Below are 20,903 nucleotides of genomic sequence, written 5' to 3' on the forward strand. Positions count from 1 at the left end.
TAATGAAACTCAAGATGAACAATTTTAGATCTGTTCTCTGTCAATACCTACTCTAGGAAGTTTGCTAAAACAAAATTCCCGATGCTACCTATTTGCTACCTGGAATATTTTTATTGTTTTAAAGAAATCGATCAAAGCCAAGAAAACTGTGGTGCCCTCGGGGAGAATCGAACTCCCATGTCCTTACGAGCAACAGATTTTGAGTCTGTTTCAATATTCCATATACAGGCCAAAAACCTTCTCGGGCTGCTTCCTTATAATATTCTATGGCTTGACTTAAAAATACCTGACTACTTGCAGAGACAGTATCTCTAACATATCTATACTGTTGATAAACATGATTCCCAAAATTGTAAGAAGCTTCCGGAAAATGGAGTATTCTGGTCTTTTCTAGAAGCTCTTTGCATTTTTCTGAATCACTGGGCGTTACCTCAGTGAAGTCAAAGGAACGCGCAAGCTGGCTGTAACGAACATAAAATGCCCCCATCTCTATATAAGCTAGTGGGTGTCCTAAGTCTCCAGCCCTCTCGAGCAAACTTAGGCATTTTACTTTAGAAGATTCGTCATTTGTTCGTTCATAGTGTTGCCTGTAATAACCAACTAAACTCATTAATAAAGCAGGATGATTCCCTTTGTAGATGGCTATTTCTAGAGTTTCAATCGTTGACTTTAGACTAAGCGGAAATAAATTAAGGGCCCTTAGGAATCCCCAGGGATGCATTTTTAAATCTTCTTCATGAAGAAAATCTTCAAATGAAGGTGTTGGGTTGAGATCATGCCTAACTCTTATTGTATAAGCCAATAAAATTGCTTCTCAGCTGGTAAGATTTTCTAGGTGCTTCAATGCAATATCATTCTTATTTGGAATGTATTTAGCATGATTCAGATATGCAGGAGTAAAATACTCTTTAGCAAGCAGAAATTTTGCCTTTGCGGTAGTTAAGGGATCGCCTGTTTGAGATGCAACGACTTCTAAAGAACGAAAAGCTCTTTCGTACAATCGTCTGGCTAATAGACAAAGGCTTTCAGTAGCTGAACTCAAGTAATCAAGCGCGTTAGCAAGATAAAGTATACCTACAGGGTTATCCTTGCTGGCAGAATGTGCTAATCGGCGCATTGTATATCTTGTTGTTAGTACCCACATTCCCTCTTCATAGTTACCCCCAAATGCCTCATAAATATCGTCAATTTCATGATGAGGAAAAATTACTTGAGCCCTTGACCTTTCTGAGTCACCATTTATATCTTTTGAAACACCAAGTTTTGCAGGCGTATTTCCTATTTTACTTCTTTAATTCGTAATCTTTGAAACAGGGGATGAGACACCTTTAGAATGACTATGGTTGGAATTGTTCGAAGACGGTTCAGGTTGAGTTGGCCTTTCAGAACACAACCCGATGTGGATAAGTATGAGCATGACAAGAAAGAATTTAAATAGCATGTTATGGTCCTTGAATTTAAAACTAGAAAAATTTATCAAAATTCTTTGATTCTCAAAATATGTGAATAATTGTTAACAAACAAGCTAATTTTATATTTACTTATATAGATTAAGGAAATTCTGGCCCCAAAACTCCCAAATCCAGAGCTCCTCTCAGAGTTTTTAGTTATGTAGGCTTCGTTGTTGATAGTTTAGAAACGAATAATTTAGAAAGCTCATGACGCACTTACTGTGAAATTTTGCGAGGGCCTTGTTATCTTTTAGTGTGAGCGAATAATACTTGTATTAATCCCCTTGTCGGCATGTGAAAACATTTCAAGAAACTCAGCACTTGGCTGTACAACGCTTGTTGCTGTTTGCTGAGAAGCAGCTAATCTCTCTCGTGCTAATATTCTCTCAAATTTAATCAATTCAGTAGAATATTTATCATATACTCTTTCCAGGAGCATATGAAGAGCAACTTGAGTTTCTAAATCATTACTGTTATCGAAAAGTGTCTCACAATATTTAGCAAATATGGGGAACTTCGAACCTTTCAAATTTTCCTGACTTCTTTGAGAAAGCTCCTTAAATATTGCAACTTGATGATATTTTTTATCTACTTTTTGTGGGTCAGATAAAAATCCAAGGCGGTCCATTATTGATTCTTGTGATATAACAATACCAGCTCCTAGTTTTGCAATGCATGCTCCAGCCTCACGATCTAAATATGTATCATTACAGGCATTGGTAGCAGCTACGAGTTGCAAAACAATTACTAAAAGTCCAATTGATTTTAAATTTGCAAACATGTCCTGACTCCTTTCTTTATTCTTTAGAAGTTAAAGTTATATAATGCAGAAGGAATACCCAAATAATATACTTCTACTTTATCTCTAGAGGTACCAAAATTCCTAGAAGTACCAAAACTTTTTAAAAATCTGAACAGTTTTATTGTTTCAAGCCTCAGATTTTCGCTTGGTCTTCTAAGAAAATCACCCACTAGATCTGGGTCTAATTCACATTTTTGAAGAAACCAAGGTTGCACATCGCTTATACCCCGTACCTCAATAATAGCTTCCCCGTATTTTCTCTCATTCTCAGGTATTTCTTCTTTAAATCTTCCCATTGAATTATCCAAGTCCAAAAAACAAGGTGGCGATAAGGTATCATATATTGATTGAATACACTTTATTTGAACCTCATCTGGATCTATTATATGCCTTTTTTCTGGGAATTGCACCGTATTTATTGCATTTTCATAAAGTCTTTCGAATAATGCCACGACAGGCAGAGAAGTATCTAGTTTGACTTCATCTTTAAAATTTCTTAGCATTGTTGTACTGATGACACCCTTTTCAAGCAATTCTTCTAATATTTTTTTGTTATTAACTCCAAATTCCTCACGGAAGTAAGGGAAAAGCTTTGTAAAGGACTTTGGGGAGTCATCTGCGAAAAACTGCTCAGCATAATTTGTTCTGTTAAAAAGGGTGGGGATGAGTGAAGCATTGAAGCGACTATTTAAAGACATGATGTACTGAAAATATTTACAATAAGTACCTTGTATATCCAGATGAAGATCGCGAAACATGGATGAAAAGGGGCGGCGTGACATAAGAGTTAGCTTCAATTTTGAGTCTACTTGGGAAGAGGACTTAAGGAAGCTGAGCGTTTCTTCTAAAAGTTTCGTGTCATCTTCATCTTTTTCGGGCGTCATTCGTACTAACGTTAAGGCATGTAGAAAAATCAATCCATGAAGTTTATTTTCATACCCTTCTATCAATTTTTCAATAAACTTAGAATCTGCGGTTGATAATGCTTTTAAAAAGCTATCTCGGGCAGGAAGACTTGCAGCAAATGAAAACATATAACCGGAATTAAACCCAAACAAACTGAAATACAAGGGTATAGTACATTCTAATGGGTGTTGTATGGTTGCTTGGGGAGAAAATCTTGGTCTCCATTTTGCTGATGGGGGTTTAATATATTCACCTCCTACTTTTTTAAAGAGATAAGTGCATTGAAAGAGAAATGGTGATCTTTGTGCTGCGGCGTCTCTCTCTATTTCACCTAGCCATTGTTCAAATGTTGTGCTCTCGAATTGGGAAATAAGACCCCGAAGAATATTAAATGAATGAAGGATAGATTGTATGCATTTGTCTAATAGATTTTCCTCTTGATCTGTAAAAGGACGTGTCACAAACTCTATATCATTACCATCAATGACGACATGCCACAAAGGCCGACTAGAACCTTGGTGCAGAGTAAGAAATACTGGTTTTTTTTGAACATCAGGTATGTTCTTAGCCCATTCACACAGCCCATTTGATTCTTGAAACTCAAAGCCGAGTTGGAACCTCATCACCCGATGAGGCATACCTGAAGCCGTATCATCTAAATCGTCCACAGCCCAGTTTGAGGAAGAGAACAGAGCCATCAGAGAAACAAAAAGGAAAATGTAGTTAATTTTAAATATGCGTATGATCATAATTTAAGTCCCATCAATAAAGAATTATATGTACTATATGTTTTCAGTTAAAGTCAATTTGTCTTAAAAAATGCCTTATAATGTGCTATTTTTATCCAATAATGGATAAGTTATGAAAACCAGCAGAATTAGGAACATTAATTTTGCTAATTTACTGTAAAAACTCTACTCCAGATGATTATGTAACTTGGAATAAGTAACAAAAAGTTACTTACCTCATGTTCCCAGTCCCCTGAAGAAGAGATTGCGAATAGAAATGTGGTTCATATATGAAAAATTTTCACAAATCTTAAACGCTCACACGTTGGTGACAATTTGGTGACATTTTTTTTCTAAAGATTTTGAGGGATCTGGCGAAATCCTCTCAAACAGCTGATTTAGTTGGTGCCCTCGGGGAGAATCGAACTCCCACGTCCTTACGAACAACAGATTTTGAGTCTGCCGCGTCTACCAATTCCGCCACAAGGGCACGAAATTACTTCGTGCAAATAGTTAACCGGCTTGCAATCCGGTTAACTACAACGAATCATACCCATTTGACAAATAAGTTCAATAGAAAAATGCCATTAAGGTGAATAAAGACCTTATGTTAGAGAAGTGGACTCAACGAATCGGGGGCCCTTTTGGCTGTATTATCTGACTCATAATCGGCTTGATGGGCTTTTCTTTGTTACCATCTTCTTATCCCCTAACTCTTCTAGAATCTTTTTTACATGTCGAGATAGACGATAAGTTCGAGGGGGATTTTTGTAGGCCTGCAAAGGAAGATAGAGTTTGTAAGGCACACAAAAAACTGTTTGATAATTCCCATACAATTTAAAGTATTTCTTCTTTAAAAGACGACGCGTTTCTCTTTCACCTGTCGGATGGCGAAAAGAAGAGGCCGATAAGTGAGAAAAACTTTGAATAATCCCAAAAACGTATGTTTTGGTGACTCCATCTTCAATTAAATTAATAAAAACAGGCGCTCCACTACTTCCTGGCAACCCCAACGCATAAGGTGGTTTATTGATTTTTTGCCATTGTTTGTTGGCAAGGTATGTGCGCAACTCCTTTTCCATCCCATGGGGTTTTACAGGTTTTAGATGATCATTGGGTTCAAAAAATATGGACCCCATCAACACAGTTTTAAAATCATATAAGGCTTCAGGATCGCGTCCAACAATTGAAAATACATCAGATTCTGGCAGGACGAATGCTCTTCTTTCGACTGGATTACCGTGGGGTATATCCGCAGGTCCAAATGTCGCGACATAAAGGGGGGGAATGATTTCTAAAATCTTTTCTTCAAATAAAGGTACGGGCTTTACGCCTATCACGGGTGTTGTGAGTTTCAAAAACGCGATGTCATATTTCGCCTGCATGGGAAAGGCTGTACTGTAATATTTGGGATGGGTTCGCAAAGCCTTCGCCTTATAATTTTGTGGAGATTCGTGGGAAATTGTGCTCCCAAATCCAACAATAACTCCGCCCAAATGCGGCCTTCCATCTTTTCCATACGCCCCCTCAAATCCATGAGCTGCGGTCATAACAATATCAGGAGCAATTAGGACGCCCGTTTGCAATATCTTTCGATGATGATCATAAACAGAGCAACTCGCCATAAAAGCTTCTTGAGTTTCTACAAATTTCACATAGTCTTCTTCACGATGAATACCATCTGAAAGCATGGCTTGAACCGAAGTTAAACAAATCCATGAAAGAACAATAAATCTAGATAACATAATTGCTCCTTGAAATAAGATCTCGCTTGGCGCTCATGTCTATACCTGAATGTGATAAAGAGATTTTGGTACCCCAAAGGCATGACCCGAAGCATAATCAAAGGCTAAAGGTAATTTATGATACAAATCTTGTTCTTGATCAACATCAGATATAATGACTTGAGGCGAAATTTCAAGGATCTGCTGAAGAGATTCTAAGCTTCTACGACGAGGTTGTCTTCTAAGCCATGTCGATACATCACCATAAGGCAATTTTATAAAGTCCAAAGATTGTAGGGCAAGGTCTGCCAAATTCTCTGGTAATGTCTCATCTTGCCACTTCCCGATAAACCGAACGCCATGCTGACTTAATTTAATGAGTTTATGAAAGGAAGCTGCTGGCTTATTTAAAGGAATCTCAAAAATCAATCCGGAATAAGGAAAATGACTGTTTTGGAGGAAATCAATGAACTCCTCAAGGCACATTTGATCCTTATATATGGAAGGTGGAAGGGAACAAACAAACCCATGAGTGGGGTGTGTGGCATGGTGAAGACGCACAAATTGCAAAGTCTGAAACAAAATCATCCGCTCAATGGATTGAAGGAAAGCCAGATTGTTGGTCGAGCCCGCCAAAGTATTGAGATTAATAATCATGCCATTTTCAACCGTGACACAAGGAATGCAGGAAAAAAAGGTCAACCTTTTTTGAGGAAGAGTCACAATGGGTTCTGTCAAAATCTCGAGTTGCTTTTCTCGAAGGAGGGTTACCAAACCTTCTGTTTGAATAAGATGTGTCTTGTTGTCCTGCAGACTTAAGGCTTGTAAGTGAGGCGGATGCTCTAAATTGAGCCCTTCTATCAAAAGTTGAAAGAATGTTGCTTCAATCAAAATTTCATGTGTACTCTCAAGATCAGATTCTCTTGAAGAGATATGAGAAGAGGGGGATGTTTTAGGACGATCACTTGTTTTTTGAAGATCTTGGCGCAAGGACTGAATCACCTTGTGAAACCATAGGACATGCGCAACAATAAATATGATTAACGTCACACCGAGAGCAAAATAGGAATAGTTGTGGGGTATATTTCCAATGACAATCGTGATAAATATGCCAATTAGACCGCATAAAATGGGCGGACCTAAACGGCGCAAGGGCGAGAGCTCACGATTATTGGGTTGAGAAGTTTCCAAAGCCTTTCCTTTTAAATTGGGCTTGTCTATATATGAGGTAGAGTACCTGGATAATAGTTGAGATTCGGTTAATATGATAAAATTTTAACTAAATGATAACAGCTTGTTGTTTTTTTTATGTTTTACAATGGATTGACACTCATTGAAAAAGCAACAACCGCAGCTAAAGGAGTATGTGTCCGTGAAAACAACCAAACAAGTATTTAGCCCCTATATTCCAGCCTCTAAGAGTTTGCCTGAGGCGACACTCAAAGCCGTTCTTCTCGGCATCGTTCTTGCTATTGTTTTGGCTGGATCTACAGCCTATATGGGGCTAAAAATGGGGCAAACGATTTCGGCCTCGATTCCGGCGGCAGTGATTTCCATGGCTGTTTTACGGATGTTCCGTCAATCAACCATATTGGAAAATAACATTGTTCAAACGATAGCCTCTGCGGGATATGTTGTTGCTACTGGCATCGTTTTTACGATCCCTGCTCTCGTTGTCATGGGTTATTGGAAAGAATTTGGATACTGGCAAATTACCACAATTGCCGCCGTTGGGGGAACTTTAGGCGTTCTTTTTTCCATTCCATTACGTCGTGCTCTTATTATTGATGAACAACTCAAGTTTCCTGAAGGACTCGCCGCTGCAGAAGTTTTGAAGGCCGGAGACCAAATTACTCATGGTGACAAATCAGGCACGCGTTTCCTTAGCCTTGGGGCACTGATCGCGAGTATCTTTAAATTTTGCCAGACGGGACTTCATATCTTCGGTGAGTCTATCCAAGGGTGGCTTTATTTTGGAGGAACCATTTTTGGACTCGGCACCGGTATGTCTGCAGCTCTCTTTGGGGCTGGTTATATCGTGGGAATGAAGATAGGCATCAATCTTCTTCTTGGTACGACCATCGCCTGGTTTGTTGGCGTCCCTTTATATGCATACTTTGGTTCTCCTCAAGACTATGGGTTAACCGTTGATGCTAGTGCGGTTGAATATGCAACGGCCATCCGTCTTGCCAAGCTTCGGTACATTGGTGTTGGGACGATGATATTTGGGGGATTGTTTGCCCTATTTTCCTTAATTAATCCTATCCGAACGTCTATTGCGGCTTCTTTTGCCGCCATCCAAAAATCGCGTTTAGGGCAAACTATTACCATTATTCGTACAGATTATGACATTCCCATGACGTACGTCTTGCTTGGCGTCATTTGTTTATCCGTGCCGATCTTTGTTATTTTTAATAACGTTTTAGGAACTGCAAATCTTTCCATCACATCGGGGTTGTATTGGACAACCGTATCAATTCTGACAATTCTCTCCCTCTTTATTGGATTTATTTGTGCCTCCATTGGGGGATATATGGCTGGAATTGTTGGCTCCTCTGCGAATCCGTTATCCGGCATTACAATAGCAGCGATTCTTGCCGTATCTACAACCCTATTGGTTCTGTTAGGGGGTGAAATAAATTTTGGTGGAGAAACAGCTGAATCCCTAAGTTTAGCAGCCACGGTGATCATCATTGGCGGTGTTGTTGCAACCGCAGCTGCTTTAAGTTGTGATAACTTGCAAGACCTGAAGTCGGGTTATGTTTTGGGCGCTACCCCTTGGAAACAACAGGTGACATTGATTGTTGGGGTATTGGCTGGTGCTTCCGTTATTGCGCCGATCTTAGAGCTGCTCTATGAAGCGTATGGGATCGGAGAAAGTTTCCCGCGTCTTGGTATGGATCCCTCCCACGCCCTTGCCGCCCCTCAGGCGACTTTAATGGCTTCAGTTGCAAAAGGGGTTTTCTCTCATACCCTTGATTGGCTCTTGGTGTTTATCGGCATGGCTATTGGGTTGGGAATCGCCCTCTTTGACCGGTGCATTTTGGCGAAAAGAAATTCGGAATACCGCTTATCCATCATGGCCACGGCTCTTGGAATTTACCTGCCGATGGAAGTTGTCATGACCCTGGTCATAGGCGGGCTTGTCAACTATGTCGCCCGAAAAATGCTAACTTCTCAACGCAAAAAACTTGGAAAATCTTTCGCAGATGTTGAAGCAAAAACCGAACGACAAGGATTGTTGTTTGGATCAGGCCTGATTGCCGGCGATGCGATCATCGGCATTCTCTTAGCCATCCCGTTTGCTGCCTATCAGAGCACCACCATCCTGGCCATCGTTGGACCCTCTTTTAAGCAAACGGCTACCCTCTTAGGGGTAGGAACATTCTTTGCAATCGCTGTATATCTCTATCGATTGGGGACGCGGGTGAAAGAGGGGTAAAGATTGGTATATAGAGTTTGGGTTTCAATATTCACCCTAAAATAATGTCTGCTTCATGCAGTGTGTTTCAAGGATTTACCCATTGAAATCTAGCTTATCCTTTTAATTTCTCCAAATTTAACGGAGGTTACCGTTAACTCATGCGTTCCCAGTCGACCTTAAACTCTCGCAAGGTCATCTCAAAATGCTCCGGCGGAGGTGCTACGAAGGTTAAAGGAGACCCTGTCAAACGATCTAGGAAGGAGATGGAGCGCGCATGCAGATGGAGCTGACGGCAGTAGGCTGTGGCTTCTTGGCCGCCATACTTTCCGTCGCCCAGGATGGGGTGCCCAATATAAGTTGCATGCACACGCAACTGGTGGGTACGCCCGGTTTCAGGAGCAAATTCCAACCATGCAAATTGAACGATCCCGCGCTTCTGTAGCCCCTTAATGGTGCGATAGTTCGTGATGGCAGGCTTACCGCCTTTGGTTACGGAAACCTTTTCATTATTGCCGTCACCCCCTTTGAGGAGCGGCGCATCAATTACCCCTTGGCCGGGCTTGGGTTGTCCAACCACAAGGGCCCAATAGATCTTTTTGACGTCCCCTCGGTGAAAATTTTCCGCTAAATACGTTGCCACTTCACTGGATTTAGCAACGACAAATACGCCACTCGTATCTTTGTCCAAGCGATGAACCAACCGATACCTTGTGCCGTTTTTGATGCCGTAAGCTGTTAGGAGCCCGTCCAAATGGCGAAAGGTTTTGCTGCCCCCTTGTGTGGCAAGCCCTGCGGGCTTGTTAAGCACGAGAATGTCGTCATCTTCCCAGATGATCATTGACTCTAGGTAGGCCTCATCTTCTGCAGTAATGGCTTCCATGACACGCTTACGGGGCGCTACGGGTTTGTGAATCTCCGCATCAATTGTATCGGGAACCTCAACCACTTGACCAATAGAAATCCGTGCCCCAGAAGCCACCTTCTTACCGTCTAAACGAATTTTACCCAAACGCAAAAGCTTTTCAATAATCCCTTGAGAAAGGGTTGGATATTGTTTACGAAGCCACCGATCCAGGCGCATGCCTTCGCTGTCTTCGACGGTTAAGGGTATTGAGAATGACTTGGCCATGGGGTTATGAGTCTTTTTCTAATAAAATAATGCCCAATCTGAAAAACCAGATTGGGCAAGCAGGAGAGAATTATTAAACTTTATGAAGTCAGCTCTGCATCATCAACGAGAAGGTCTCCTACAGGGGCATCAGCGTCTTCGGCGTCCTCAATGTGAGCGTCGCCTTCAGCTTTTGCTTTCGCCTTCTTTGGGGCTGCAGCTTTCTTTTTTGGTGAAGAGGCTTTCGCAGGAGCTTCATCTGCTCCAAAAACTATTTCGGCGGTCACAGGAGCAGGTGCGGCATCCGCTTTTGCTTTCGCAGCGGCTTGAACGGCAGCTTCTTCCTCTGACTGAGCAACGTTAACATTCACGATCAATGATACTTCTGGATGGAGAAGAACGCGTACCTGATGCATTCCCAAAAATTTTATAGGAACATCAATTTGAACTTGAGCACGAGACACTTGAAAACCTGCATCAGACAATCCTTGCGCAATGTCAGCTGACCGAACGGATCCGTATAGGTGTCCCATCTCACTGGCTTGGCGAATCAAGCTGATCATAATGCCTTCCATCTTTTTGCCAACAACCTCAGCTTCCGCTTTTCGCTTCAAATTGGAGGCTTCAAATTCAACGCGCTTATTTTCAAAAAAACCTAAGTTTTGTTTCGTGGCGCGCAAAGCTTTCTTTTTAGGCAACAAGAAGTTGCGGGCATATCCAGCTTTAACAGTAACGACTTGGCCCATTTGGCCTAATTTTTCAACTCTTTCCAGCAAGATAACCTGCATCTTAAATCTCCCCTAATCTATCCAATTTCTACTAATATCAACTTTTATTGGGCGTCCATCTTTGACGGAGATGGAGCGTTGGTTCTAAAACCCCAAATATTACAATAATTATCCCAAGCCACACAAGGAAAATCGACATGATGGCAATCATGGTAATCCACAGCTTTGGATTTTCAAACTGCTCCAACCAAGCATAGACTGCTGTGAGCCCCACAAGAAATATCGGAACATAGGTCATTAAAGCCATGTTTTTTCCCACAAAAGCAAGAAAAGGAACCCCTGTCAACATAAGAATAAAGCTGAATGCTAATAAAATGTCCCAATTTTCATAGAGTTTCGTATCTGTCGGCAACGGATAGGGGCGCCTAGAGAGCTGTGTGCGTATCGCTAAGCGCGCCGCCAATGCCGCGTTCACCAAACACATCATGATCCAGGTAATGGAGGAAAGGCCGGGAATAAGCGGAATAATCTGCCCACTCAAATGCTTGAAGGCCTCCTCTTCTTTAAAGAAAGAAAACCAAGCATGCAAAAGATCGAGTACATTGATAGACTGAGCTGATAATACGATGAAAATGCCAAGGAAAGTAAGAATTGTTAATCCTGTTACCCAGGACACGACATAACCCGCTGGGTCCCCCTTCTCGATTCGGTATACAATCAGCAAAGCAGGCAACAGGGTCGTCAACAAAAAAACAAGCCCAGATTGAAGACCTGCACCTATTGTGAAAATACCAAGAGCAACTAATACTGCAAGAATGAGTCGGCCAAATCCCCAGCAAAAACCAACAAAGTATAAAGGAAGGGCAGCAAAATAAATGAGCAAAAAAGAAAGGATATTAAAATTTGGCGGAAAAAGAGCGAAGCTTGCACACAAAGCACCCCCGCAAACCGCAAGAAGGCTCGGGTCGAGTCGATTGATGCGATCCATACTCATATAACACTCACTGTAACGTTGTCTTTAACTACTAACCTGAGACCTCAGGCTTCAGTCTACTATAGAGATGTTTCTCAAGTCTTCCCTAAAAATTATGAAAAAACCCCGCTCTTTCAGGAGAGCGGGGTTATCTCTGGTTTTCTATCGATGACAGCTTAGTCTGATACAAATGGCATTAGGGCAAGGAAACGTGCCCGCTTAATGGCAATTGTCAATTCACGTTGTTTTTTCATAGACACAGCACTGATTCGGCTTGGAATAATCTTGCCCCGTTCGGAGACAAAGCGCCCGAGCAATCTGACATCCTTATAGTCAATCGGAATCGCGTGTTCACCAGAAAAAGGGCATGTTTTGCGACGACGAAAGAATTGACGACGAACGGGACCGCCCGCTTCTTCATTATTGGATTCGTAATTCGAGCTCATGCAATTTCTCCTTCATCATTGGTGGGGTCTGCTTGAAAACGTGGACGGGAAGGTCTATCGGTTAAGAGGGGTTCAATGAGAGGTTGATCACCCAATAGGTCATCTTGATCATCATCAAAACCACGATAGCGATCATCAGTATAGGCACGTTGCATTAACTTTGAAGGATTTGGGTCCAACGCTTCAACACGCACCGTTAGGTGCCGCAAAAGATCTTCACTCAATTTCATTTGACGTTCCATTTCCGTAATCCCTTCAGGGGGAGACGAAATATTCATCAAGACGTAGTGACCTTTTTTGTTTTTCTTAATTTTATAAGCTAAGTTGCGTAAACCACAAAATTCGGTTTTACTAACCTCGCCGTTGTGATCTTTAATCACTTGGGTAAAGGTATTTGCCATCGTCTCGACCTGAGCATTTGTCAAATCTTGACGGGCAATAAATACAGTTTCGTAACAGTTCATAATGCCTCCTTACGGTTGATGACCTGAAAATTCAGGTCACAGCCCACATCCTGCGGGCAAGGGGACTCATTAATTTTTGATGAGTTCGCCATCACTATAGGCTGAAGGATTTAAGAAAATCAAGAATTTATTAGGTCTAAGACTTCTTGAGAAGACCTGCTTGCTTTTTCCACATCGTCTCTAGCGCTTCTAAGACCGTCTCTGGTTTGAGATTTTCCATAAAAGTACGGGGTGCATCAAAGGCAAAGTCAGGGATCTTCTTAAGATCGTCAAGGGATTCGGGCGTGCGAATGACCTGATGAATGAGCTTATCTGGAGGACTATAAGGAGCATAAAGGCGATCATCAGAGGGGCCAAACAGCCCAATTGAAGGCGTGCCAACGGCAGCAGCCATATGCATTAAGCCGGAATCATTGCCCAAAAACACCTGACATCGGTTTAAACAGGCCGCAATTTCAAGCAGTGAGAGGCTTCCAACCAAGTCAATGCGTTTATTTTCGGGGATGGCTTCCAAGACCGGCTGAATCATTGCTCTTTCTTGAGGAGCCCCGAATATGGCTACTTTGGCATCATGATTTATCAAAAAGGTATTCACCAAAGTCGCAAAAGAGGCAGCAGGCCATTGTTTGCCAATCCAATTCGCAGCGGGTGCGAGCCCTAAGACTGGCTGTTTTCCTGGAATCAACGACTCGGCTTTTTGTAAGTGGGAAGTCCCAAGCCATAAATGAGGGGCCGGTGGTGGCGTCACCCCAATGAGCCGGCCCAATTGATTCACACGGTGGTCCATGGCTTTCGTGGATTTCCAGATATACCGCTGGGGGGTATCGAGAAAATAAGAGACAAGAGAGCCCCGAATATCAATGATGATATCCCACCGCTCTTTGCGACACTGCTGCCATAAATCCACCCAATGACGGCTGAATGACCCCTTCTTAATGGGAATCAGGCGGTTTAAATGGGGAACAGCCTCAAATAAGGGCAAGGTAAGAGGGGAAGCTGCAACCGTGACATTAATGCCTGGGTGCTTTTGAGTCATATCATTAAGCAAACCTGTCGACAAAACAGCATCCCCAATCCGGCTGGATGTAATAAATAACAGCTTCAATTAACGCCTCCTTAAGCAAACATTTTGCATAATATAGAAGAGAAAAGTGTAAAAGGGTATAGGAAATGCTCGTGAATTGTCCAATTTGTAACAAATTTTTGAAAGAACGCGGCGATCAAATCGTTGGTGGAGCTTATCATGTCATCTGTTATGAGTGTGGTTCTTTCGATATCGACATCGATCTCTCCGAAATCATGCGCCGCAAATATTTGAGCTTTAATGTCGATTTGGTCGCTGGACGCGAGTCATACGAAGCTAATGTTAAAATATTTCAGGATTATATTCGCTTTCACCGCAACCCTATTCTCACGCAATCTGTCATCAACGACATGGTTTTCTTGAGACGTCCTTAATCTTGAACTCTGAGATTTACCTCATAATTAAAGGGGATAGGGTAGTTCTGAGGCCCATGACCACACCCGGGGAGCTTAAAGACAGGAAATGAGGATTCTTCTGCAAACCGCTTGAGAACATCCCAGACAAGGTTCGTGCCGTTTGGTTCTTCACCTTTTACAAAATCTCCTAATAGAACAGCCTTTACCCCTTTAAAAAACTGAGCTTGGCGAAGATGAGTGAGCATACGATCGATGCGATAGCCACGCTCAGATACATCTTCAAGAAAGAGAATTTTATCAGATAGATCGAGCTGCCAAGGCGTCCCGAGCGAGGTCTGTACCAGAGTGAGATTTCCGCCCACAATTTTCCCGCTAACATTGGTGCGCTCCTTTGCAATTGCATTCAAAGGAATGATGTCAGGCAATATATAAGCCGCAAGGCCTTCTTCAAGAATTCGAAGAGTTCGATCAATAGAGTCAGTATCTACGGTTTTCATAGACAGTTGGGCGCCCGAAGGCCCGTGTACAGAAGGCCAATCCCAAAGTTGATTTAAGAAAATATGGAGGGCAGTTGCGTCACTAAACCCATACATGATTTTCTGCTTTTCCGGTTTTGGTAAATCAAGAAGCATAGGAATAAGGCGCGTTAAACCATACCCGCCTATAAGCATCATCATCTCATCAGCTTGAGAGGTAAGCGCGTCTGTCAAATGCTTGGCACGTGCCGCGTCTGTATTTGCACAAAGAAGATCTTTCCCAAACAAATCAGAAGGAACGGTCACTTTTCTTCCTAAGGATTCATAACATTCTTTGGTTTTTTCGACCGTTTCTTGAGAAATGCGATTTGACGGAGCTATTAAATAAGTGTGCTTCATGAGAAACCTTTCCTGTTAATCAGGCGACAGAACATATCCAATGTGGCGAACAGTTTGTAAATAGCGCGGTTGACGGGGATCGTCCCCAATCTTGCGGCGCAGGCGCGTAATTTGCACATCAATTGTGCGCTCACTGACCCGATGTCCAATGCGCTGCGCAAGATCTTCCCTCGAAAAGGGCTTATGAGGGTTTTGGGCGAGAATTTTCAGCAAAACCAATTCTGTTGAAGACAAGAAGATGACTTCTTCCCCTTTGTTAAGGAGACCTGTTTCTGGGTTAAAAACATAAGCCCCAAGCGTTAATTCGGTTGACACCGCTGCTTTTGAAGGGGTTGAGCGGCGTAGGATTGCCTTGATCCGGGCCAACAATTCCCGCGGCTCAAATGGCTTGGTGAGATAATCATCCGCACCCACATCCAAGCCTTCGATGCGGTCATCCACTTGATCGCGGGCGGTGAGCAACAGAACCGGGACACTCCGACCCCCTTCCCTTTTTTTGCCATTGCTATCTTGGCCAAGACTGCGGGTCAATGACAGACCATCTTCCCCAGGCATCATGATGTCGAGAATCATAAGATCGACAGAATGACTGGCCAAATACGCCCGCGCTTCAGCCGCATTGGCAGCTGAGGAGACCAAAAAATCATTTTCAGTTAAAAATTTGACCAATAGCTCCCGCAATCGTCGATCATCATCAACAACAAGAAGCCGAGACTGGGGGGTAGGATGGGTCATAGTATGCCACCTTAAATATGTATTTCATGGATGTGCAGTTATTGCGACGAATGTTATCACTCTTGGCCCAGGCCCATAGTGCCAAAAAACTCGATAAGCACAGGGAGTATTATTTTCTGCGTATGCTTCAAATACTTCATACCCGACTTCTCGAGATAAAGTCTCGTATTTATGTGTTTTTAAACCCGCGTGTTTTGGATTTACTTGAAGAAACCCAAGTGCCTTTCGAACCGCCTTTAGACGTTTTTGCAAATGTTTATTTTCCTCTAGCTTTCTAAGATCTTCCTTTGCTCTATCTGTTATTAGGAGTGTAAACATTTATCAAAAACCTAGTCTTCATCGATATACTGTGAAAAGTCTCCCGCATCATGCACCTTCCCGTTCTCCGATTGTTTTAATCCTTCCCGAACGCTGCGTAATGCTTCTTTATTATGGAAAAGCCACACTTCTTGCAAAGGAACTTCTGCGTAAGGCTCGAGAATAATCCTTCCTGATACCTTATCATATGTTAAATGGTAGCTACTAATCCCTTCCGCCAAAGATCCTAGGCATATTCGCCCCTTAGCATCCGGCTTTAGTGTTTGGGTGGACCTCATGGTATGTCTCCTATATCTATAAATTAAGTGTGTTTACACAAAATTAGTGCTCTTACAACCTATAATATAGTATGTGTGGGATTAATGTCAAGTGGGATGAGTGTTATTTCCCACTTTGGCTGAACTGGTAAAAAAATTAATATTTTGGTTTGATCAGATAAGTTATGCTAAGCAAGAACAAGGTGTACGGAAATTAATAATGGATGGAATACCATGACCAAATATGATGTTGTTGTAATTGGAGGCGGCCCAGGGGGATATGTAGCAGCTATTCGCGCAAGCCAGCTCGGGCTCTCCACAGCATTGGTTGAGAAGGAAAACCTCGGTGGCGTTTGTTTGAATTGGGGGTGTATCCCAACAAAAGCACTCCTTAGAACCGCAGAAATCAAGACTTTGATTGCCCACGCGGCTGACTATGGCTTAACCGTTGGTCCCGTGACTGTTGACCTGAAAGCCGTTGTAGATCGGTCTCGCAAGATTTCCGCCCAACTCGTCGGGGGCATTAAGCATCTTTTGAAGAAAAATAAGGTCACGGTCTTTGAAGGAACGGCCCGTTTGAAGGGTGCTGGAGCGATTTCTATTGAGTCCAGTGCTGGAAACCAAGCAATTACATCGCCAAATATTATCCTCGCAACGGGTGCAACGGCGCGTTCCTTGCCCGGCATAGAGCCAGATGGCAAGTTGATTTGGACAGCGCGTAACGCTATGACGCCAGAAGCTTTGCCCAAATCCTTGCTGATCATTGGATCTGGTGCCATCGGCATTGAGTTTGCCAGCTTTTATCGCACGCTTGGATCTGAGGTTACGGTGGTTGAACTGCAAAATCGAATCTTACCTCAAGAAGATGAAGAGATCTCAGCTGTTGCCCAGAAAGCCTTTGAAAAACAGGGCATTAAATTCCTCCTTGGCACCTCTGCGGAAAAGCTCACCAAGGGTAAAGACTCCGTGAAAGTCACCCTTCAAGGCAAGGAAGAAACTTTTGAGCGCGTTATTCTTGCAGTCGGCATTGTTGGCAATACGGCTGACCTTGGTCTCGAGAAAACGAAAGTCAAGATTGATCGAGGACAGATTACGGTGAACGAGTGGTCCCAAACGGATGAGCCTGGAGTTTATGCCATCGGCGACGTGACTGGCCCACCTTGGCTTGCCCATAAGGCCAGCCACGAAGGTATTATTTGCGTTGAAAAGATCGCAGGCGTCCCTGGCATTCACCCCCTAAATGTGCGTAACATTCCTGGCTGTACCTACAGCCTTCCCCAAATCGCGAGCATCGGGTTGACTGAAGCGCAAGCCAAGGCGGCGGGACATGACCTGAAGGTGGGACGCTTCCCTTTTAAAGCGAATGGGAAGGCAATGGCATTGGGAGATACGGAAGGTCTCGTCAAAACCATCTTTGATGCCAAAACAGGTGCTCTTTTAGGGGCACACATGATTGGGGCTGAGGTGACAGAATTGATCCAAGGATTTGGCATTGCCAAGACGTTGGAAACAACGGAAGCGGAGTTGATGCACACTATCTTCCCTCACCCGACCTTATCTGAGATGATGCATGAGTCCGTGCTAGATGCCTATGGGCGTGTAATCCATTTTTAGGAGAGTTTGTTGACCACAACCAGCATACAACGCAAACCAGCCTGGATTCGGGTGAAAGCTCCTGTATCGCGAGAATATCAGGAAACCGCCACCCTCATGCGCACCCACAAGCTCAACACGGTGTGCGAGGAAGCGGCATGTCCGAATATTGGCGAATGCTGGGCAAAGAAACACGCAACCATTATGATTTTGGGGGATGTATGCACCCGGGCTTGCACGTTTTGTAATATTAAGACCGGCCGACCGGATCTCCTCGACCCCCACGAACCAGAACGGGTCGGCGAGGCGGTTGGAAAGATGGGACTCACCCATATCGTCATTACCTCTGTAGATCGTGATGATTTGGATGATGGGGGTGCCACCCATTTTGCCCAAACCATTCAAGCCATCCGAGCAACCGCTCCCAACACAACCATTGAGATTCTCACCCCGGATTTCTTGCGAAAAGAAGGGGCGATTGAAATCGTCGTGGCCGCCAAGCCCGATGTGTACAATCACAATCTCGAGACCGTGCCACGTCTCTATTCTGAGGTCCGCCCCGGTGCCCGGTATTTTCACTCGTTGCGCTTGCTCGATCAAGTGAAGAAAATTGACCCAACCATGTTCACAAAATCAGGAATTATGGTGGGATTGGGGGAGACAAAAACCGAAGTCTATCAAGTCATGGATGATTTACGCGCCGCCAACGTTGATTTCATTACGATTGGACAATATTTACAACCCACCCCAAAGCACCATCCGCTTATTGATTTTATTACGCCGGACGAATTTGCTGAGTATGCCTCCATGGCCCGTGGTAAAGGCTTTTTGATGGTCGCCGCCTCCCCCCTCACACGCTCGTCTTATCATGCGGGCGATGATTTTGAAAAATTAAAAGACGCACGGCTCAAAGCACATGCCGCGACACGCTGAACGCCGCACCCTGCCCTACTCCTTAGAAACCATGTACGCCATCGTGGCCGATGTGAAACGGTACCCGGAATTTCTCCCCTGGGTGTTGGAAGCGGATATTATTAAAGTAACAGAGCGTGGATTTTTGGCGGACTTGACAGTGGGATATAAACTTTTTCAAGACACCTATCGCTCAGAAGTAATCCTGACACCAGGGGAACGCATTGAAATTTCTTACATTAAAGGCCCTTTCAAGCACCTTCAAAACTATTGGAATTTTACGCCGGTTTCATCAAATAGTGTTGATGTCGATTTTTTCATCGATTTTGAATTTCAATCATCCTTGTTTCAAGGCATGATTCAATCCGTATTTACGGATGCCGTCCAGAAAATGATCACAGCCTTTGAGGAACGAGCGAAGGTGTTGAGTTCATAACATCACCCTCAAGTTCATTCAATTTCACCACGTTCCCACAAGATACGAACAAGAAAATTGGGGACATTCCAAAAATTCATTCTACCATGGCGATCCATAAATTCTTTGATTTTGTCTTCTTTCCAACCAGATAAATAACAAACAAGCAAGGCATCCAAGACACGATCTTTGCGATCCCCTTGGTATTCTCCTCTTTGATTATGAGCAGCTTCGTACTTCACTTGGTGTGTTGCACCATTTGGGAAACTCAACGTGATTGACTTCATGTTATGACCGAGATTTTCACTTCTTGCTGTTGGATAAAACCTTAAAACTGCATTAATTTCTTCTTCAACGACAGCAGCGTCAAGAACTTTTTGACGACTCAAATTCATGATTTTTTCTAAAGCTTCCAACCGTTGGACATCCCTCTTAGTCTGTTCTGGCTCTTCTTCCTCATCGTCAGCTTCATGTATAAGTGGATGAGAGACTCCCCCATCCGCGGGTCTCGTCTTTACTTTTGTTTTAGATTTGGGTTTCTGTTCACCTTGCGCTGAATTTTGACTTCGATTCTGAGGTTGGCCTGACTGAACTGGTTGAGCAACCGGTTCACAGGGTGTTGAAGTCTTTGGGGCTTGCCCCCTTTTAGCTTTAGGTCTTGCAACCCCTCCAGATTTCTTTTGAATTTCTTTAATTTCTGCTCTTAAAGATTGGCTGAAATATCCAACCGTATTCCGGACCGTTTGGATAATACCTAATGTCGCCTCAAAATCTCCATGCATTTGTAAAAACCGATACCTTGCCCAGCTCCAAGAAGTCGCCCCGGCACCTCCATATATTTGTATAGCCAGACGTTTATTCTTATACCAAGAAGCAATTAAGTCAGGCCTATCTCTAAAACCATCTATTTTCATCACTTTGTCGAATGCGTTAGAAAGTGAGTTAATATAAGAGCCATTTTTGTGTTTGGTTGCAAAGTACGCACCCAGCAATACCTGGCTCAATCCATTTGCAAATCTCGCAATAGGTCGATCATTGCGCGTACGACCCGTATTTTTGGTATAGAGAATTTCATTGACGTTGTAAGCTGTTCCGGCAGTAATAATGCCGATCATTAGAGGATATCCAACTTCGGTCAGCACAAATCCTTGAACGGTTCTTTCGCCGGCTACAAGAAGGTAAAGCATATAGACATTTACAGATAAATTCACGACTCGACCAATCTGACTAACAACGCGACGCGCTTGACCAACCTGTTCATGTAGTTTTTGCTTTTTATTTGGAATGGGCTTTCTGCTTTGAGTTTTTTCATAAAAATATTCAAGAATGTTTTGACCCAATCGAACACCACCATCACAGAGCAGTCCAGTACTGAAAGCTGTCGCAATATTTTCCAAATCGCCTGTTAGAACTGAAGAAGCAACATAAAACACAGCACTTCCCGCAAGTTCTTTTAAAGGAAAACTCCAGTTTCGAGTGTCAGTTCTCGCGTAAGTGTCTTCTCGGCGCTCTAATTTTTCTGCAGACAGAGTTGGATTTAAAAAACCAAAAGTAATAACTAAAAACAAAGCAATGAGTTTCTTCATTTATTATCTTCTTTATAT

At 43.1% G+C, this 20,903-nt stretch carries 21 protein-coding genes and 2 tRNA genes; 5 read left to right on the forward strand and 18 right to left on the reverse strand.

The features are described 5' to 3' along the window. Nucleotides 1-149: 149 nt before the first annotated feature. The 7 genes from K2Y18_09625 to K2Y18_09655 all read right to left on the reverse strand — a co-directional run bounded on the left by K2Y18_09625 (nt 150) and on the right by K2Y18_09655 (nt 6,802). A tRNA-OTHER gene (locus K2Y18_09625) sits at nt 150-230 on the reverse strand. A 584-nt stretch (nt 231-814) separates the two neighbouring features. Further along, complete coding sequence (locus K2Y18_09630) at nt 815-1,144, reverse strand: hypothetical protein (protein ID MBX9805992.1); 330 nt, start codon at nt 1,142-1,144, stop codon at nt 815-817. A 557-nt stretch (nt 1,145-1,701) separates the two neighbouring features. Further along, nucleotides 1,702-2,232, reverse strand: coding sequence for a hypothetical protein (locus K2Y18_09635; protein MBX9805993.1), 531 nt, complete (start codon nt 2,230-2,232; stop codon nt 1,702-1,704). A gap of 23 nt (nt 2,233-2,255) precedes the next feature. Beyond that, nucleotides 2,256-3,908: a hypothetical protein gene (locus K2Y18_09640; protein MBX9805994.1), complete on the reverse strand. Its 1,653-nt coding sequence runs from the start codon at nt 3,906-3,908 to the stop codon at nt 2,256-2,258. Between the two features lie 382 nt (nt 3,909-4,290). Continuing rightward, nucleotides 4,291-4,377: transfer RNA gene (locus tag K2Y18_09645), tRNA-Leu, on the reverse strand. A 172-nt stretch (nt 4,378-4,549) separates the two neighbouring features. Continuing rightward, complete coding sequence (locus K2Y18_09650) at nt 4,550-5,632, reverse strand: trypsin-like serine protease (protein MBX9805995.1); 1,083 nt, start codon at nt 5,630-5,632, stop codon at nt 4,550-4,552. Between the two features lie 39 nt (nt 5,633-5,671). After that, nucleotides 5,672-6,802: an EAL domain-containing protein gene (locus tag K2Y18_09655; protein MBX9805996.1), complete on the reverse strand. Its 1,131-nt coding sequence runs from the start codon at nt 6,800-6,802 to the stop codon at nt 5,672-5,674. A 181-nt stretch (nt 6,803-6,983) separates the two neighbouring features. On the opposite strand from K2Y18_09655, the gene K2Y18_09660 reads away from it, so the two are divergent. Next, the gene (locus K2Y18_09660) at nt 6,984-9,053 is read left to right on the forward strand and encodes an oligopeptide transporter, OPT family (GenBank protein ID MBX9805997.1); all 2,070 of its coding nucleotides are present in this window, start codon (nt 6,984-6,986) and stop codon (nt 9,051-9,053) included. 133 nt (nt 9,054-9,186) lie between these two features. On the opposite strand, the gene K2Y18_09665 is transcribed toward K2Y18_09660, so the two are convergent. The 6 genes from K2Y18_09665 to K2Y18_09690 all read right to left on the reverse strand — a co-directional run bounded on the left by K2Y18_09665 (nt 9,187) and on the right by K2Y18_09690 (nt 13,859). After that, nucleotides 9,187-10,164, reverse strand: a complete 978-nt coding sequence (locus K2Y18_09665) for an RluA family pseudouridine synthase (GenBank protein ID MBX9805998.1) — start codon at nt 10,162-10,164, stop codon at nt 9,187-9,189. Between the two features lie 80 nt (nt 10,165-10,244). Next, on the reverse strand, nt 10,245-10,931 hold the full coding sequence (rplI, locus tag K2Y18_09670; GenBank protein MBX9805999.1) for a 50S ribosomal protein L9: 687 nt from the start codon (nt 10,929-10,931) through the stop codon (nt 10,245-10,247). Between the two features lie 37 nt (nt 10,932-10,968). Then, nucleotides 10,969-11,865: a hypothetical protein gene (locus K2Y18_09675; GenBank protein ID MBX9806000.1), complete on the reverse strand. Its 897-nt coding sequence runs from the start codon at nt 11,863-11,865 to the stop codon at nt 10,969-10,971. A gap of 155 nt (nt 11,866-12,020) precedes the next feature. Then, entirely contained in the window at nt 12,021-12,290 is a 270-nt protein-coding gene (rpsR, locus tag K2Y18_09680; GenBank protein MBX9806001.1) for a 30S ribosomal protein S18, read from the reverse strand. After that, a complete protein-coding gene (gene rpsF / locus K2Y18_09685) occupies nt 12,287-12,754 on the reverse strand; it encodes a 30S ribosomal protein S6 (protein MBX9806002.1) in 468 nt (155 codons plus the stop codon). Before rpsF ends, rpsR begins: the two co-directional genes overlap by 4 nt. 136 nt (nt 12,755-12,890) lie before the next feature. Further along, nucleotides 12,891-13,859, reverse strand: a complete 969-nt coding sequence (locus K2Y18_09690; GenBank protein MBX9806003.1) for a glycosyltransferase family 9 protein — start codon at nt 13,857-13,859, stop codon at nt 12,891-12,893. A 71-nt stretch (nt 13,860-13,930) separates the two neighbouring features. Here K2Y18_09690 and K2Y18_09695 point away from each other — a divergent pair, with 71 nt between their 5' ends. Further along, entirely contained in the window at nt 13,931-14,212 is a 282-nt protein-coding gene (locus K2Y18_09695) for a hypothetical protein (GenBank protein MBX9806004.1), read from the forward strand. Here the strand turns inward: K2Y18_09695 and K2Y18_09700 are convergent. From K2Y18_09700 to K2Y18_09715, 4 genes are read right to left on the reverse strand one after another with little or no spacing between them, the layout of a single operon-like run. Further along, nucleotides 14,209-15,069: an LD-carboxypeptidase gene (locus tag K2Y18_09700; protein MBX9806005.1), complete on the reverse strand. Its 861-nt coding sequence runs from the start codon at nt 15,067-15,069 to the stop codon at nt 14,209-14,211. The two genes, K2Y18_09695 and K2Y18_09700, sit on opposite strands and share 4 nt — an antisense overlap. Nucleotides 15,070-15,084: 15 nt before the next feature. Next, the gene (locus K2Y18_09705) at nt 15,085-15,804 is read right to left on the reverse strand and encodes a response regulator (GenBank protein ID MBX9806006.1); all 720 of its coding nucleotides are present in this window, start codon (nt 15,802-15,804) and stop codon (nt 15,085-15,087) included. Nucleotides 15,805-15,828: 24 nt separating this feature from the next. After that, nucleotides 15,829-16,122: a hypothetical protein gene (locus tag K2Y18_09710; protein MBX9806007.1), complete on the reverse strand. Its 294-nt coding sequence runs from the start codon at nt 16,120-16,122 to the stop codon at nt 15,829-15,831. Nucleotides 16,123-16,133: 11 nt separating this feature from the next. Then, complete coding sequence (locus K2Y18_09715; GenBank protein ID MBX9806008.1) at nt 16,134-16,400, reverse strand: hypothetical protein; 267 nt, start codon at nt 16,398-16,400, stop codon at nt 16,134-16,136. A 213-nt stretch (nt 16,401-16,613) separates the two neighbouring features. Here K2Y18_09715 and lpdA point away from each other — a divergent pair, with 213 nt between their 5' ends. Genes lpdA through K2Y18_09730 form a run of 3 tightly spaced genes read left to right on the forward strand, consistent with a single transcriptional unit; the run spans nt 16,614 to nt 19,320 of the window. Continuing rightward, nucleotides 16,614-17,993, forward strand: coding sequence for a dihydrolipoyl dehydrogenase (gene lpdA, locus K2Y18_09720; protein MBX9806009.1), 1,380 nt, complete (start codon nt 16,614-16,616; stop codon nt 17,991-17,993). Nucleotides 17,994-18,002: 9 nt separating this feature from the next. Beyond that, nucleotides 18,003-18,905 (forward strand): lipoyl synthase, encoded by a 903-nt coding sequence (gene lipA, locus K2Y18_09725; protein MBX9806010.1) that lies wholly within the window; start codon nt 18,003-18,005, stop codon nt 18,903-18,905. Then, nucleotides 18,889-19,320, forward strand: coding sequence for a type II toxin-antitoxin system RatA family toxin (locus tag K2Y18_09730; GenBank protein MBX9806011.1), 432 nt, complete (start codon nt 18,889-18,891; stop codon nt 19,318-19,320). Before lipA ends, K2Y18_09730 begins: the two co-directional genes overlap by 17 nt. A gap of 14 nt (nt 19,321-19,334) precedes the next feature. On the opposite strand, the gene K2Y18_09735 is transcribed toward K2Y18_09730, so the two are convergent. Next, nucleotides 19,335-20,885 carry a hypothetical protein gene (locus tag K2Y18_09735; GenBank protein MBX9806012.1) on the reverse strand — a complete coding sequence of 517 codons (1,551 nt, stop codon included), beginning with the start codon at nt 20,883-20,885 and terminating at the stop codon, nt 19,335-19,337. Between the last annotated feature and the right edge of the window lie 18 nt (nt 20,886-20,903).

This window comes from Alphaproteobacteria bacterium (assembly GCA_019746225.1).
Classification (GTDB): domain Bacteria; phylum Pseudomonadota; class Alphaproteobacteria; order Paracaedibacterales; family VGCI01; genus VGCI01.

Coding starts and splice junctions, on each gene's coding strand:
- K2Y18_09630 (MBX9805992.1), bottom strand. CDS start 1,144: ATGTGGGTACTAACAACAAGATATACAATGCGCCGATTAGCACATTCT.
- K2Y18_09635 (MBX9805993.1), bottom strand. CDS start 2,232: ATGTTTGCAAATTTAAAATCAATTGGACTTTTAGTAATTGTTTTGCAA.
- K2Y18_09640 (MBX9805994.1), bottom strand. CDS start 3,908: ATGATCATACGCATATTTAAAATTAACTACATTTTCCTTTTTGTTTCT.
- K2Y18_09650 (MBX9805995.1), bottom strand. CDS start 5,632: ATGTTATCTAGATTTATTGTTCTTTCATGGATTTGTTTAACTTCGGTT.
- K2Y18_09665 (MBX9805998.1), bottom strand. CDS start 10,164: ATGGCCAAGTCATTCTCAATACCCTTAACCGTCGAAGACAGCGAAGGC.
- rplI (MBX9805999.1), bottom strand. CDS start 10,931: ATGCAGGTTATCTTGCTGGAAAGAGTTGAAAAATTAGGCCAAATGGGC.
- K2Y18_09675 (MBX9806000.1), bottom strand. CDS start 11,865: ATGAGTATGGATCGCATCAATCGACTCGACCCGAGCCTTCTTGCGGTT.
- rpsR (MBX9806001.1), bottom strand. CDS start 12,290: ATGAGCTCGAATTACGAATCCAATAATGAAGAAGCGGGCGGTCCCGTT.
- rpsF (MBX9806002.1), bottom strand. CDS start 12,754: ATGAACTGTTACGAAACTGTATTTATTGCCCGTCAAGATTTGACAAAT.
- K2Y18_09700 (MBX9806005.1), bottom strand. CDS start 15,069: ATGAAGCACACTTATTTAATAGCTCCGTCAAATCGCATTTCTCAAGAA.
- K2Y18_09705 (MBX9806006.1), bottom strand. CDS start 15,804: ATGACCCATCCTACCCCCCAGTCTCGGCTTCTTGTTGTTGATGATGAT.
- K2Y18_09710 (MBX9806007.1), bottom strand. CDS start 16,122: ATGTTTACACTCCTAATAACAGATAGAGCAAAGGAAGATCTTAGAAAG.
- K2Y18_09715 (MBX9806008.1), bottom strand. CDS start 16,400: ATGAGGTCCACCCAAACACTAAAGCCGGATGCTAAGGGGCGAATATGC.
- lpdA (MBX9806009.1), top strand. CDS start 16,614: ATGACCAAATATGATGTTGTTGTAATTGGAGGCGGCCCAGGGGGATAT.
- K2Y18_09730 (MBX9806011.1), top strand. CDS start 18,889: ATGCCGCGACACGCTGAACGCCGCACCCTGCCCTACTCCTTAGAAACC.
- K2Y18_09735 (MBX9806012.1), bottom strand. CDS start 20,885: ATGAAGAAACTCATTGCTTTGTTTTTAGTTATTACTTTTGGTTTTTTA.